This window comes from Bradyrhizobium sp. CCGUVB14 (genome assembly GCF_024199935.1).
GTDB lineage: Bacteria > Pseudomonadota > Alphaproteobacteria > Rhizobiales > Xanthobacteraceae > Bradyrhizobium.
The window spans coordinates 6,231,750-6,247,882 of record NZ_JANADS010000001.1 but is presented as its reverse complement, the minus strand read 5'-3'; the positions used below and the strand labels follow the sequence as shown (position 1 = coordinate 6,247,882).

Genomic DNA, 16,133 nt, shown 5'->3' with positions numbered 1-16,133 from the left:
TCCGATACGCGAAACGTCCGGATTTTTGCTTCTGCGGCGCCGCAGGATTGGGCGCTGATTTTTGGCGGCGTGTTTCGCGGGGCTATTGCGGTTTGATCTTGTCGTCGCGCCACGCGATCGGCGTTTCGGCGCGCAATTTGTCGACAAGCTCCACCTGGGCCTTGCGCCGAACGACGTTCTCAACCTGTTCGCGTACGGCAGCGAATTCGTTGGGCTTGCGAGTCCGCTCGTCTTCGATCTTGATGATGTGCCATCCGAACTCGGTCTTTATCGGCTTCGAAACGCCGCCCTTGCCGAGGGTGAATGCAACGTCAGCGTACTCCTTGCCCATCTGAGCCGCCGAGAGCCAGCCCAGGTCTCCACCGTTCTTCTTTTCATTTTCGGCGTCGGTCATATCTCGGGCGACCGCGGCGAAATCTTCCTTGGCGACGCGTTCGAGAGCGCTCTTTGCTTTCGCTTCCGCGGCTGCAATCGCCGCCTCGTCGTTGGGGTTGGAGAACTTGAAGATGATCGCGCGGATATGAAGCTCGCGTTCGGGTTTTGTATTCCGGATCGCGTCATCGTAGAATTTGCGAACATCCGCATCGGTCACGTTATCCGCCGTAACCTGCAACATCCGGTTCATCAGCGCCTTGTTCCGGGTGTAGGCCATGCGTCTTTGCAGATCGGCCTCGTCGACCAGGCCCTTATCCTTGGCGGCCTTGGAAAGGATGACGAGGTCATGGAGATAGGTCGCGATATAGAGGCGCTTGCTCTCCTCATCGAGGCCGGCAAGCATCTTGCCCATATCTTCCTCGGCCAACTGGATATCGCTCTGGTGAAGCTCGGTCGCTCCGACGACGCCGACGACGGCGTCGCTCGCCGGTGTCTGCGCGAAACTCGACGTGCAGGCGATCGCCAAAGAGCCCAACAGAACTATCGTCGAAAGGGCTGTCGTCGAAGCTGCTGTGCGACGCCGCCCGGCTGCCGCAATCGGCGTAATCGGAGAAAGACGCGGTAGACCTATCATTTGAACAATCCTGATCTCTGCAAGCCCAACATCTCGCGCGGCTCGCATACTCGGGCCCCAAGACGAAAGCCGCCCGATCGGAGCGGTTGGACACAGCTCGGAGTTATGCGAAGGAAGATGTTATAGGTGTAGGTATGTTGTGTTATTAACGTTATGATGAATGGGGTGAGACGAAGCAATGACGTCTCACAGGCGCGATGCGGTGAGCTCGTGCGGGAAATGCTCGAATGAGAGCGTCGGCCGGCTTCGATGCAGCGCATCGCACGGTCAATGGAGCAGCCCGCCGGGTTGAATTTATCAGCCGCGCCGCAGCGATCGGTTGTCGCGAGAGGCCGACAAATTCGCCCCAATGCTTGCGGGTCCGTCTGCGATTTCAGCGCTTTTAGGCCGGACGTTGGTGCTGTGCGCGGCGTAGCATCCTCTCAGGCGAACATCAGAACGTGCGCGCTCGAGGGGCTGTGCTAGCTGTCGTCGCTCGCTTGAATGCATGGTTTGCGCGAACCACACCGATAGAAATTCGGGCTTGTTCTTCGGTGGACCGCATCCTTATCCACAGATCATCGGCGGAACGATATCGCCGTAATGTTAGTTCACATAATTAATATCAAAACTTCACTCGCGGCATTTATGAGTGCCCCGCGCAATTGGCGAGGTGCCGTTGCGGCAAACTGAACCCAACTGGAGTTGGAAAATGAAAAAGAGTCTTGTCCTGGCGTCGGTTGCCTTGGGGGCGATGTTCGCCGCCGATGCAGCCAGCGCGCAAACGGTCATCCGGGGCGGCGGCGCTACTTTCCCTTCAATCGCCTATCGCAATCTGTTCGATTGCGCGACCTTCCAGCCCTTCGGCCCCAGCTTCAGCACCCCCGCCGGCGTGACGCAGCCGCTCTCGGCTTCGTGCGTCGGCATTGGCCCGAACTTCCCGCATGATGCGTATCTCTTCCTGTACGCGCCGGTTGGTTCGGGCGCCGGCAAGGCCGGTTTCGTGGCTCACACCGCCAGCCCCGGCGGCAGCAACAACTGGACTGCCAAGGTGTCGGGCAACGTCCCGTACGCCGACAACACGTTCGCTCCCACCTGGCCGTATGCCAGCATCCAGTTCGCTGGCTCGGACGACCTTCTGCTCCCGAGCGACGTCTCGGCCTACAACACGAACAACGGACCTGCCAATTGGGGCAACATCCTGTTCATGCCGGCCGTCATCGGCCCGGTGGCTATCTCGATCAACCCGACCAAGGACGGCAGCAACAACGCGTGGGCCGTGCCTGCCAACACCATCAAGCTGTCGCGCAAGTCGGTCTGCGGCATCTTCTCCGGCCACATCACGAAGTGGGATAACGCCTCGATCACCGCGGACAACGGCACCACCGTCGGCACCGGTCAGATCACTGTCGTTCACCGTACGGACGGCAGCGGCACCAACTTCCTGACGACGAACGCGCTGGCCAACCAGTGCCGGTCCGTGTTCGGAACGAACAACGAGTCCGACTCGACGCTGGTGCTGTACTCGTTCCCCTGGACCGACAACGGTGTTGCGGTCGCCCAGTGCCCGGCGCTGCCGGCTGTTGGTGCGAACAAGAACAACTGGCCCGATTCAGGCGTCAACGACCAGTGCGGCCACGCGATTTCCAACCCGGGTGGTGGCGTGTTCAATGGCCAGAACGGCAACGGCGGCGTTGCGAGCACTGTGAAGTCCGTCAACGGTGCGATCGGGTACAACACGGCCGACCAGGTGCAGCCGATCGTTGCCTCTGGTCCGCAGGTCGCCATGCTGCAGTCGCAGTATGACATCGACAACTCGACCGGCCTGTATCATCTCCCGACCGCTGCCGGTGCTCAGGCAGCCATGGCTGCGGTGACCCCGGTGTTTGATGACACCAGCCGTTCGAACCCGCTGAACTGGGCGGCTCAAGGTACGGTTCCGAACCCGGCGCTGCCGGGCTCCTACCCGATCGCGGGCTTCTCGTGGTTCCTGTTCTACCAGTGCTACGCCGGCGCGGATGTGGCTGCGGTCATCCCGCAGTATCTCAACTTCCACTACGCGAACGCGCTGTCGGCGAGCGTCCTTGCCGACAACGGCATGGCGGTTCCCCCGGCTCCCTGGGTCAACGAGATCCAGAAGCTGATCACCACGACTTCGCCGTTCGGCCACACCGGCGACGGCGGCGTCTGCAACGCCAAGTCGGGCGCCTGATACGACGCTCCGTCTCGTCTGGCGAGACCTGTGTGCACCCGGGAAACCGGGTGCACATTTTTTTTGGCGCCGAAAGGATGCGCGCGGGTTCCCGATCCACAGGTGGTGAATTGCCGGCAACACATCAAAACTGACACATCAATGTTGCTTAACATTGTGTAAACGTTAGCGTAACGATATGCGGACAATTGGGGCGCCAGGCGAAAGCCGTGGGCGCTCCACGCGGCAACCGTCGCCAGGCGCCGGGTGAAAGCCGAGGAGTTTGAATATGTTCACTGCAGGACGTTGCGCGTGACAATCCTTCGAGCGTTTCGTGGCCAGGGCGCCGCCGCCGTTTCGACCTATCTCCGTGGCGTCAGCATTGTCGCCTTGCTGGCGGGCGGCGGTACCGCCGGCGCGCGCAGCCTCAACAGCTCGTCAAGCATTTCGCTCACGAACGCCGCCAGCGCGGCGCAATTGGCTGCGGGGATACAGGCTGCCGCGGCGGCGCAGCAATCGTCGCAATCGCTTGCCCGTGCAGCCGCGGCACTCCAGGCGGCGCGGGCTGCGCAGCAATCGGCAAAATCGCTGGCATCGACCTTGAAGGGTGGGGTCCCGGACGGCATCACGACCAACGGACTGATGCCGGCCGATGGAATCGCCGGTGACCCGACCTTGTGGCAAGGCGCTTCACTGCCCAGCCAAACCGTCGCCAATGGCCGGACGCTGGTCGATATTCAACAGACACAGCAAAAGGCGATCCTGAACTGGAAGACATTCAATGTCGGCCGCAACACCACGCTCACCTTTGACCAGCAGGCGAGCGACTGGACGGTGCTGAACCGGGTCTCGGACCCGTCTGCCTCACCGAGCACGATTCTCGGGCAGATCAGCGCGAAGGGGGGCGTCTACATCATCAACCAGAACGGCATCATCTTCGGCGGCGGCTCCCAGATCAATGTTCACGCGCTGGTGGCTTCTGATCTCGATGTCGGGACGCTCGGGCAGACGCGGTTCGACCGCGATCAGTTCTTCCTCGGCACCGGCATCGCCAATGGAACGCTTGCCGTCAAAAGCTTTTCGATCGGAGGGGAAGACAAGCAGACGAAAGCGATCGGCGGTGGCGTGGTCGTTCAGGCCGGCGCCACGATACAGACCGATGATCCGGGCCCGGATAAGCCGGGTGGGTTCGCCTATCTGTTCGGCTCGAACGTCGCGAATTACGGCGAGATCAGTGTACCGAACGGGGAAGCAGCCCTGATTTCGGCGCGTGCTATCTTTCTGACGCCAAACAGCGACGCCGCCGCTAGTTTTCCGTCTGCTGTCCTGCCGGCGAAGGTGACGTTCCGCGGGACCGGGTTCCAACTTTCGCCATATGCAAACTCATACAATTTCGCTGGAACCCCCAGTGGTCCGTATTTGTCGGGGACAGGCTCCGTCGCCAATAACGGGCTGATCGAAACACGCAGCGGCATCGTCGAGATGGCGGGTGACCGGGTCAGCATCGGCGCCCAGGGTGTCATTTCGGCGGACACCAGCATCAGCCTTCCCAGCATGGTGCTGCTTCATGCGGCGACGAGTGTCGACCTGAGCGGCACGATCAGCATGCTCCCGTCCGACACTGGCGCGACGCTTCCGCAGTCGAGCAGCGCGGGAAGCAACGTCCAGAGCTTCATGCCAGCCTACGTCGAAGCGACGGCACAAGGTCAGGTCACCGTCGAATCGAGCGGCCTCGTGTCGGCTCCTGCCGCGTCGATTTCGATCAATGTCGCGGACCTGACAGGCAGTCAGGGCAGCAGCAGAACCCTGTTCGGCGATGTATCGGTGAACGCATCGCTGTCGGGCCCGCAACGCGTGCTGCTCGCGCCCGGCGCCACCATCGACGTGGCCGGATTGCAGAACGTCGAGCTTCCGGCGAGCTACAATTTCATCTCTTTTACACCGACCAACGAGTTTGCGGACATGCCGCTTCAGCGCAGCGGCGCGCTGTACGGACAGCCGCTGTGGATCGATATTCGCGCGTCCGGAACGCGCAGCGACGGCACGACGTGGCTCGGCACACCGCTCGCGAACGCGAACGACGTCGTCAATGCGGTCGGCCGGAGCATCTTCCAGTTGATGACGGCCGGCGGCAATGTGTCGCTGACCACGCCCCAACTCAATGCTGCGGGCCAGGAGGTGGTGCTTCAGTCCGGGTCTGTGATCAACACGGCAGGCGGCAGCATTCGTTATCTGCCCGGAACGGTTCCGGTTACAATCCTTCTGGGCAGCGACGGCCGCAGATACAGCATGCAAAATGCCAGTCCCGACATGACCTATGTCGGGATTGCCGGCGTGTTCACTTCCGCTCATTCGCATTGGGGGGACACGTACAAGCAGATCTGGAACACCAACACCACGATGCAGGTCTCGGGGTATACCGACGGGCAGGGTGCGGGCGGCGTTGCCGTCAGCACGGTGAACCCGGTGCTGGCGGGGACGCTGCTGTTCGGCTCGGTCGCCGGCGAGCGCCAGATCGCGTCCGGCAGTTTGCCCTCGCAGGGCTACCTGACGCTCACCACGCCATCGACCGTCGTGATCGGGGCGAACGCGACGTCGCTGCCTGCCGATTTCGATTCCAGATACAACCAGAATATCTATTCGGCCAATGGAACGCTGATCGGCAAGGGGACAGCGCTGCTCCCGCCGAATCCGACCAACGCGACAGATCTCGTGTCCTCGGATAATTTCGCGTCGACGAGCGCTTACCAGACGTTCCTGTCGGCAGACGAGCTTTCGGGCTACGGGCTCAGCGCGCTTTCGATCACGTCCAACGATCTGGTCGTGACCAAGGGCAGCACGCTCCGTCTGGCGGCGGGCGGGCAGTTGTCGGTCACGACGGGTGGCGCGATCGACGTTGCCGGAACGGTTCAGGCAGCCGGCGGCAAGGTCAATCTGAATACAGATGGCTATGTAGTTGGCACCAAGTCACCGCTGCAAAATCTTTTCAAGCCGTCCGTGACGCTCTCGGGCGCCGCCATGCCTGCCAACGTGTTCGTTTCAGGCGTCCTTGATGTCAGCGGGCAATGGACAAACGACACGGGTCGCTTCGGCAACGATGCGTCGGGTCCGGGCAATATCAACGGCGGCACCATCACGATTTCCACGAACAAGAACAGCAGCAACGGTCTGGACACCACGGGAAGCATTCTGCTCGCGTCGGGGAGTTTGCTCGACGTCTCCAGTGGAGGATACATCTCGGCGAAGGGAACGCCGAAGACGGTCTCGAGCGGCCTGATGGCCGGCGCCGCTGGCAGCATTTCTCTGAAGGTCTACCAAGGCGCGAATTTCGATCCGAACGCAGTGGGCGCCCCCGTCCCCCCAACGTCGGGAAGCACCGCCGTCCTTCAGCTCGATGGCGCTATGCGGGGGTATGGGTTCGCCGACAGCGGCACCCTCACGCTCGCAGCCGCGGGAACGATCACGATCGGCAATACGTCTCAGCCGGACAGCGCGTCGGGGATACGGATCGGGGGGAGGCTGGCGACGCTCCCGGTTTCGTTGTTCGCGAACAATGGATTCGGCGCCTTCGTGATCCAGTCCGCGCCAAGTGGTTGGGCACCCAACGCCCAGGTCGTATTGCCCGGGACGATCGTTGTTGCGGCCGGGACCTCTCTCAAGCTGCAAAAGCAAAGCTTGAGCAGTCTTGCCGATTACAGCGCGGTGGCGACCGGCACCAAGATCGCCGCGATCGCGCCCGTGGTGACCGTGCCGGACGGTCAGCGTACGCCCGTCAACCTGACGCTCAAGTCGGACAACATTCTGCTCGACGCAGGAGCAACGATCCAAACCGATCCCGGGGCCGTGATCACGATCGCCGGGACACCCGCACAGCAGGGAACGTCAGGGGAGACGCCGCAGCGGGCAGCGAACGTGCTGTTGCGCGGTTCGATCATCGACCATTCGGGAACGGTGTCGGTGAACGCCGCGCTAACCTGGCTCGATCAGAACGCTTTGATCGACTTGTCGGGAATCCTGCAAACGAACGCTCTGTTCGGCAGCCGCGGCGGGCCTGCCGTGAGCGGCACGGTTCTGGCCGGGGGTAACCTGATTGTCGAGGCGGCGGATCCGAGTGTCAAAGGCACGAATCCCAATTTGTCGGGAACCGCACTTGTTGCGATGACAGGCGCCAAGGTCGACGTATCCGGCGCCGCCGGCACGCTCCAGGTGGCGAATTCAGGAAGCACGCGTCCGTCGACATTCACCTCGATGAGCTCGTGGAGCGACGCTGGCTCCGTCAGCATCGACGTCGGCGCGTTCGCGTGGGGAGGGACCTTCGTGGCGCGCGCGATCGATCCGCGAGCCCAGGGTGGGACCCTCATGCTCGGAGGAGGCGCAATATCCTTGCGGCAGGACTCGACCGCCGTCACGGCCGCGCTGTCCAACGTTGGTCAGGCATCGCTGGCGAATCTGGGCACCCTGTCACAATCGCTTCTGACGCAACTGACTGCGGCAGCCGGGCACTCGGTGTCGATCGTCGCCGCCGCCGACTCGAGCCGATTGGGTGCGTTCGACAATGTGTTCCTCTACAGCGGGACATCCGCCGGCGGACCCGGGCGCATTTTCACCGATCTGTCGGGCAGCACCTACAACATCGTCGCCCCGAGCCTGTCCGAACTCGTCGTCGATGGCACGCTCGACTTGCACATAGCCAGTCGGTTGGAGATCGCCGCGAGCTCGATCCGGTCGGTGACGTCTGGCAGCGCGACGCCGCAGAGCTCGGTCACGCTCGCCGCGCCTTACGTCCTGCTCACGGGTGGATTGCCCAATGGCAACGGAACAACAAGCGCGGGCGCCAGCACTTTTGATGTCAAGAATGCGCAAACGATCGACATCGAGGGGGCAGCCTTCAACGGTTTCTCGTCGGTCAGGCTGAGCAGTTCAGGTGACATCCGCCTGAGCACCCCGAAGGTTGCGGACGGCCTCATATCCGGGCTACCGCAGGCACTGCAAGATACGACCACCTATCGCGGTTTCCTGGATAGCTCCGGCGATATCACACTCGACGCGCAGCGGATCTATCCGGTGTCCTCCGTCGACTTCTTCATTCGAACACCGAAGAGCGTGACTTTCAGCGCTTCGGCTGGCAGCAATCTCGAGATCCCGCTCTCGGCCGGTGGCAGCATCTCGGTGTATGCGGCGAGCATCGAGCAGGGCGGAAACCTGTTCGCGCCGCTCGGCAAAATCACGTTGGGCGATGACGGAACGGCCGCGCGCAACACCGGCGGGGTCGTGACGGGCAAGATTGATCTCGTCCCGGGCAGTCTGACCTCCGTGACGCTCGCCGATACGCTGGTTCCATACGGCGAGACCGCAGACGGTACGAACTGGTACTACAACGCCAGCCTCTATCCGCTCCAGGCGCGCAACGCAGATGGAAGCGCTGTCGTTGAGCCGAACGGCACGTCTCCGGTGCTCCCGTCGAAGGGACTGGTGCTTGACAGCGCCAACGTGACAGTGGCGTCGGGAGCCAAGATCGACCTGAGGGGCGGCGGCGATCTGCAGGCCATGGAGTTCGTCTCGGGCAAGGGTGGCAGCCGCGACGTGCTCGCCACCACACCCTCCGGACAAACCGTGTATGCGTTGCTGCCGTCGCGCAACGATGGGGTCGCGGCCTTCGACATTCATTTCACGACCGCGCGCAGCCTGGACGGCGGCAAGACCATCACCGCCGCCGATGCCTATCCGCTCGCCGGCAAGCAGATCTACATCGATGGCGGAAACGGCATCCCGGCGGGAACCTACACGCTCTATCCGGGTCATTACGCCACGCTTCCGGGCGCGCTGCGTGTCGTCGATTACGGCAGCAATGTCGGCAAGAACCTCGCGTCGGGGACGACCCTGCCGGATGGCACCGTGTTGACGACGGGCTATTACACCTCGTCGACGCAACCGGGAACGCGGTCGGCCGGCCAGGAGCTGTTCGCGGTGCAGACCGGTGCGGTGTGGAAGCAGTACAGCGAATACACCCTGAGTTCGGCGAACAGTTATTTCGTCGCCAAGGCCGCACATGATGGCGTCTTGGCGCCCCGATTGCCCATCGATGCCGGACGGCTTGCTGCGGTTGCATCGCAGTCGCTTGACCTGGCTGGCGCGATCGCAGCGCAAGCGGCGCCAGGCGGTCGCGGAGGCGAGCTCGACATTTCCGCGAGCAAGCTGGTCGTAAGCCAGACGAATCCGATCGGCGTTGAACCAACCTATGCGTCAAGCGATGGTTGGGTCTGGCTTTCGGTCGATCAGCTCAACGCGCTCGGATTGGAGAGCATGCTGCTCGGCGGGCTGCGCACGGACACGGCCAGCGGCGACACATTGATCACACCGACCGCTGGCCAGGTCACGATCGACACAAGGGGCGCGGCGCTGACGGCTCCAGAGCTCGTGCTCGCGGCGCAACCCGCGAATTCTCTTGTGCAGACCGTGAACGTCGCCGGCCTCGGCGACGTCAAGGTCACGCTCCCGGCTGGCGGCGGCGGGGTCACGATTGCCTCTGGCAGCGTGATCGAGACCACCGGCGCCATTCAGTCGGGCTTCGGTCGTCACTATGTGTTTGCGCCATCAACTCCTGTCACGGCGCAACAACTCGCGACTGCTCTGGGAGGCACGCTGAACGGGACGCAGATCAGCAACGCCGATCTCACGAGACTCCCCCTGACCCTTCCCGACGGCCGAGCGGTGGGACCCAGCCAACTGGCGGCGCTCGCAATCGGCCAAGGTGCGCTGTTTGTCGCCTCGAACGATTCCAGCCTGACGGTAACAGGTCCAGCCGCGAACCGGCCGGACCTGACGATCAGCTTCGCGCCCGTCGCAGCGGCGGGAGGCGCCGCCGTGACCGGTACGGTCAACCTGCCATTCGCGGGCCAGGTCCTGGTCGAGGCCGGTAGCCGGATCTCGACCCAGAACCTGTCGTTGCAGGCGACCAGCAACACCAACGCGGTCGTCCTCAACGCCTCGACGACGGCCCATCCCGCCGCGCCGCCCGCGGTGCTGGACGCCAAACAGATCAACATCACCGCGCGCAGCATCGGGTTCGAGAGCAACCTGAGCCCGGGCCGGACGGAGTCGCTGCTGCTCTCGCAGACCAATTTCGGCCAGCTCGCCGGCGCGCAGAGCCTGACGCTAAAGGCGCTCTCCGGCCCGGTGACGTTCTATGGCGATGTTGCCTTCACACCCGGCGGAGCGATGCAGAACCTGACGTTGGACGCTCGCACGATCGCCGGAACCGGTGGCGACGTCAGGCTTGCCATCGGCGGCACCGCTACGTTGGTCAGCAGTTCGTCGGCGAGCGAGTCTGCGATCACATCGACCTCAGGAACCTTCGAACTCGACGCCGGCAAGATCGTCCTTGGAGGCGGGACGCAGACAATCGCGGGCTTCTCGAACATCAACTTGACGGCTGCCAAGCAGCTCAACATTGCCGGTCCCGGCTCGCTTGCTCTGGGTGCCACGGGCCAGGCCGCCGCCGTCGACATCAACATCAACACACCGCTCGTTCAGGTGAGCAGTCAGACCGGAGCCGCAACCGGCGCGCAATTCGCTCTCACGACGAACGGCACGGTCACGTTCACTCGGCCCGGCGACCCGAAGGCCTCCGTGTCCCGACCGGACGACAGCAGCGAGCTCGGCGGCAATTTCGCAGTCACGGCGGCGAGCATTCGCCTCGGCGAAGTCGATGCGAACGGCCAGCCGGTGCTGGCTGGCGGCATCATTCAGGCGCAGGCCGGCAACATCACGCTGCACGCCACCAGTGGCGACGTCACCCTCAATCCGGGCGCGTATATCGCTGCCGGAGGCTACGAAAAGACCTTCATCGACGTGACCACATATGCTCCAGGTGGCAAGGTCGTTCTCCAGTCCGATGCCGGCAACGTCAACATGCGCCAGAATAGCGTTGTGGACGTCGGGCAGCCCGTCGGAGGTCTCGGCCACGGCGGCGAGATCGACGTGACGGCGCGGAGCGGCAACGCCGTCGTCGCGGGCGCGCTGATGGGCTCCGGAGGGACCGGGATTGGTGGCACCTTCAAGCTCGATATCCTGGGCGCGGCCAATCTTGACACCTTGGCGAGCACGCTTGGTGCCGGCGGCCTCAATGGCTCGGTGGACATTCACACGCGCACGGGCAATCTGGTTCTCTCCGCGGGATCCACGCTGAAGGCCAACAGTGTCGTGCTCACGGCCGATGATCAGCGCTGGAATGGCACCGACGGATACAACGGCCAGGTGATCATCTCTGGCAAGATTGACGCAAGCGGCTCCGCCACCGATACGATCGACGGATCTGGCCAGGCAGGCGGGCAGGCGTCCCTCTACGGATACAATGCCGTCGTGCTGACTGCGGGCGCGAATATCGACGCTTCAACCGCGCACAGCAACGAGCGGGGTGGGGACGTCGTGCTTGGCATCGGCACGAATGCAGCCGGCTATATTGATCTTCGAGGAGGCGGCATCAACGTCTCCGGTCCGAAGGGAGGAGTGGGCGGCACCATTCATTTGCGTGCACCGATCATCATGGGCAATGCCCTTGGACAAGGTGACGTCAGAATTGCCGCCCTCAACTCCAGCATGACCGGCATGCGCGCAGTGACCGTGGAGCCGTACGTCACTCTTTCCTCCGATGGCAGCATCGGCCTGAATGGAAGCTGGTACCACTGGAACGGCATCATCGATCCGGCCAACGACCCGTTCCTCTACAACCTCATCGCGTCGTATGTGCAGGGCCAGACGATTTACGGTTTCGCCGGCACCTTCGCCCGGCTCACCCCGTTGGCGCAACAGCTCGGGGCGGGCATGGTCACTGTCCAGCCCGGGCTCGAGCTGATCAATAACAACAAGTCCGTCAACAACGGCGACATCACGATTGCCAGCAACTGGAACCTGGCCTCCGGCACCGCCTATGACCTGAAAACGAGCGGGGGCGTGACTTACTTCGACTACAACAGCAGTTCCGTGAAGTTCGACTATCGTCTTTCGCCGTACGTGTATGGTGCCAATGTTGGTGCGCTGTTCGGCGTCAGCAGCCCGGGCGCGCTGACGCTGCGGACCAGCGGGAACATCAACGTCAATGCGTCGATCTCCGATGGCTTCTTCCAGTTCAGCAACTATTTGGATCCGACGTACGTCAGCCAAGTCGCGACCTATCTTGCAAATCTCGCAAGCTCAGGCCAGGTCCGCGGGATGGACGGAAGTCTCAGCGGCACCGGGCAAAATGTTTATCTGTATCTACTGAACGGATTCAACCCACAATCCAAGGTGCCGATCGCTCCCTACAACCAGGCGGCGAACGGCATCAGCCCCGGCTCGGATGCGCTTGCTGCCGCGGATTTGTTCCCGCACAGCCTGTTGACGTGTCAGACTTACTGCGGGAATGGCTGGGGCACCAAGGTTTCGGTGGTCGACCCCGGGTCATGGACGTACCGCTTCACGGCAGGCGCCGACGTGGCGAGCGCCAATCCCATCGCCATGCAGTCGCTCGCGACCGTTGTCAGCGGCAGCGTGATCATCGATCATCATACGACGTACAACCAGCCGAAGTCCCAATCGGGCGCTGTCAGTTCAGTCAATCTTGCGACGATGGTGCGGACCGGGACAGGCGACATCAGCATCGCCGCTGCCCGCGACGTCGTCCTGAATGACACGACAGCTCCCGGAACGATCTATTCGGCCGGCGTGAACACGGCGCGGCTTGCCGACCCGCAATACCAGTTGAGCGGGACGACGGTGAGCGCCCAAAATCCGGACGGCTTTTTCGAGCCGCAAGTTCTAGCGTACAATGGTAATGTCAGGGTCGCCAATACGACCCTTTACGGTCCGCCCACTGCCGCGGCCTTCCCGGAGAACGGTGGGAACGTGGACATCGTGGCGCAACGCGATTTCATCGGCTTCAACACCACGACGACATCGGGCAACCAGACGAGCTTCCAGTACTTCGCGCCGTGGCTGCTGGCGCAGGCGGAGTTGACTCCCGTCCCCGTTAACACCGGCACCCGCCTGATGGGGGCTGGCGTTTTCGCACCGACGGGCACGAGCATCGCCTCGCAATCCGCGTGGTGGATCCAGTATGGCAGCTTTCAGCAAGGCGTCCTGAGCGCGGGCGGCGATGTCACGCTGACGGTCGGTCGGGATATGGTGGACGTCTCCGTCTCCCTCCCGACGACCGGGCGGGTGAGTGGCGGCCTCTCCACTGCCAGCACGCCGCAGACCCATGTCTATGGCAGCGGGAATTTGAGCGTTCAGGTGGGACGCAACCTGCTTGGCGGCGCCCTGTATGAGGGTTCCGGTCACGCGAGCGTCGTGGTGCGCGGCTCCGTCGGGCAAGCCGGAAACCTGGTCGCCAGCAACGGATCGTCCGTCAATTATCCGCTGCTCGCCGTCGACTCCGGGCAAATCGCGCTTGCCGCAACTGGATCCGTCACCACTGCCGGTGTGATCAATCCCGCCGCCATTCACTCTCAATCCGGAAGTTATGGCGACCCGCTTGGACGCTCTGCTGCTGTTTTCATGGATACTTATGGACCGAACAGTGCGGCTTCGATCCTGGCGGTCGGGGGCGACCTAACGATCGGCGTCGCTCCGATTGGAGTGTTCTATGGCGGTCGTGACTTGGCCTATCCGTCGAGCTTCGAGGCCGTCGCGCTGAGCGGCGACATCAAGACCACCGGCATGACGTCCGTCCAAAACTCGGGCATCATGCTGAGCGGCTCGACCAGCGGCTCATTCCAGTTGCTGGCGCAGGGATCGATCGACCTGACGGGCGGCTACACCCCGACGTCCGGCCTCAATCGACCGACCTTCTCCGCCGGGCCGTCATTGCTGGATACGGCCTTCAATCCCTTCCGGCCGAACAACGGGTTTGGCGACAGGCTGAGCAGCGAAGTGCTCGCGCATCAGGACGACACCGAGGTCGCTCACATCTACGCGATGACCGGAGATATCGTCGGCGTCGGCACCGTCAAGTCCAGCATCAGCAACAATCAGGTCAGCATCTCCGACATCCAGAGAGTGGAGATCAACAGTCCGGCAGAGGTCCATGCCGGCCGCGACATCGTGGACCTGAACCTGATCGTGCAGAATATCTCCGAGTCGGACGTCAGCAAAGTCGATGCCGGTCGCGACATCTACTACACAGGTTTCAATCTGGCCGGCGGTTTGCAGGTTGCGGGTCCCGGGTTCTTCGTCGTGCAGGCCGGACGAGACCTCGGGCCGTTGCTTCCGGCGGTCCACGACAACGCCAGCGAAGCCGTCATGCAGCAGGGCATCACCGCTGTCGGCAACGCCAGCTTCACGCCGGTTGGAAATCGCTATGTCGTTCAAGCGAGTTCCGGAATGTATGATCCGTTGCTGCTCGGACCTACCGGACAGACGCCGAAACAACGCAATCCCTTACTCGCCCAGTCGGGTGCTGACTTGATCGTGCAGTTCGGGGTGGCCAACGGAATCAACTATGACGGGTTCTGGAAACTCGACCCGCTGACCAATCAACCCGTCTACTATCCGGGCGTCATCGACGCATATCTGAATCCGGCGCGGGGCTCGATCGATCCGATTGTTTCGGGAGACTATTCGGAGCTATCGGTCCAGTTGAAGCAGTTTCTGGCTGCGAATCCGGGCACGACGCAAACTGCAGCGCTGGGTACTTATCAGGCGGCTTCGACGACGCCGGCCGCGCATAATTACACGAGCGAACTTCAATCCTTCCTGGCTCGCATCGGTCACCCAGCGGCCGATGCAAGTTCGGCTTGGACCACGTTCCAGGGCCTCTCGAAGGATCTGCAGCACGTGTTCGCCGACCAGATCTTCTACGTCGAGCTCAAGGTGGTCGGACAAGCTCAAACGAATTCATCCGGCAATTACCAGCGCGGTTACCAGGCGATCAACACTCTCTTCCCGGCCGGCCTCGGCTACACGGCGAACGCGCTGGGTGGCGGATCGAATGGCGCCAATCAATTGATCGCGACCGGTGATCTCGACATGCTGCATGCGACCATCCAGACTCAGCAGGGAGGCAATGTCTCCATCATGGGCCCGGGTGGAAACATTCGGGTCGGCTCTTTGGCGACCGAGCCGAACCAGCTTCTGAAGCTCAACGACCTCGGCATCATGACGCTTGCGGGCGGGTCCATCGACACGTTCACGGATCAGAGCGTTCGCGTCAATTCGAGCCGCGTGTTCACGGAGCAGGGCGGCGATATCCTGATGTGGAGTTCGAACGGCGATCTCGATGCTGGCCGGGGTGCCAAGACGACTCTCTCGCTGCCGCCGATTCAGGTTCATTTCGACCAGGATGATTACGCGTCGACTGATCTCGGGGGTCTGGTGACCGGCGCCGGCATCGCGGTGCTCCAGACCTCCAGCGCTGCGACGACCTCGAACCTTTATCTTCTTGCGCCGCGTGGGACCGTGGATGCGGGGACCGCGGGAATCCGGGTTTCTGGCAATTTGATCGTTGCCGCCGTTCAGGTGGTCAATGCGTTCAACGTCAAGGTCGGAGGCTCGACGACGGGCGTTCAGATTACCTCCGTCCCGAACGTGGGCGCGCTCAGCGCGGCTTCGAATACAGCGGGTGCCGCGGCGAAGAGCGCGGAAACGCCGACTGCCTCGGGCGGGGGGGACCGGGCCTCGGTCTTCATCGTGGAAGTGGTCGGCTACGGCGGCGGCGACGGCAGTTCCGAAGCTACTCCTTCTGGAGCGAGCACGAACTCCGGGGAGAGTGCGAATCCTGAGGAGAATACCAAGCGCCAGGGTCAGTAGCGTTTGCGGACGAGGATGACTCGAGAGTCTCTTCCATTCCATGCTGGTGATGCCGCCGTGAGCGGATCTGGCTGGTTCGGCCAAGGAAAACTCAAACGCCATCTTGCGACTGACGTCGCGGACGATGGCGAGCGTCGTGCTGCGCCACGGTCATAGCGCTCAAGATCGGGA

Annotated in this window: 3 protein-coding genes; 2 read left to right on the top strand and 1 reads right to left on the bottom strand. The window is 62.6% G+C overall.

All coding sequences use genetic code 11. The features are described from left to right. Window positions 1–82 precede the first annotated feature (82 nt). Window positions 83–901 (bottom strand): peptidylprolyl isomerase, encoded by an 819-nt coding sequence (locus NLM32_RS29290; protein ID WP_254132238.1) that lies wholly within the window; start codon window positions 899–901, stop codon window positions 83–85. A 799-nt stretch (window positions 902–1,700) separates the two neighbouring features. Here NLM32_RS29290 and NLM32_RS29285 point away from each other — a divergent pair. Together NLM32_RS29285 and NLM32_RS29280 are read left to right on the top strand one after the other, a co-directional pair. Continuing rightward, window positions 1,701–3,200, top strand: a complete 1,500-nt coding sequence (locus NLM32_RS29285) for a substrate-binding domain-containing protein (RefSeq protein ID WP_254132237.1) — start codon at window positions 1,701–1,703, stop codon at window positions 3,198–3,200. 291 nt (window positions 3,201–3,491) lie between these two features. Then, entirely contained in the window at window positions 3,492–15,962 is a 12,471-nt protein-coding gene (locus NLM32_RS29280; protein ID WP_254132236.1) for a filamentous haemagglutinin family protein, read from the top strand. Window positions 15,963–16,133 lie beyond the last annotated feature (171 nt).

Coding starts and splice junctions, on each gene's coding strand:
- NLM32_RS29285 (WP_254132237.1), top strand. CDS start 1,701: ATGAAAAAGAGTCTTGTCCTGGCGTCGGTTGCCTTGGGGGCGATGTTC.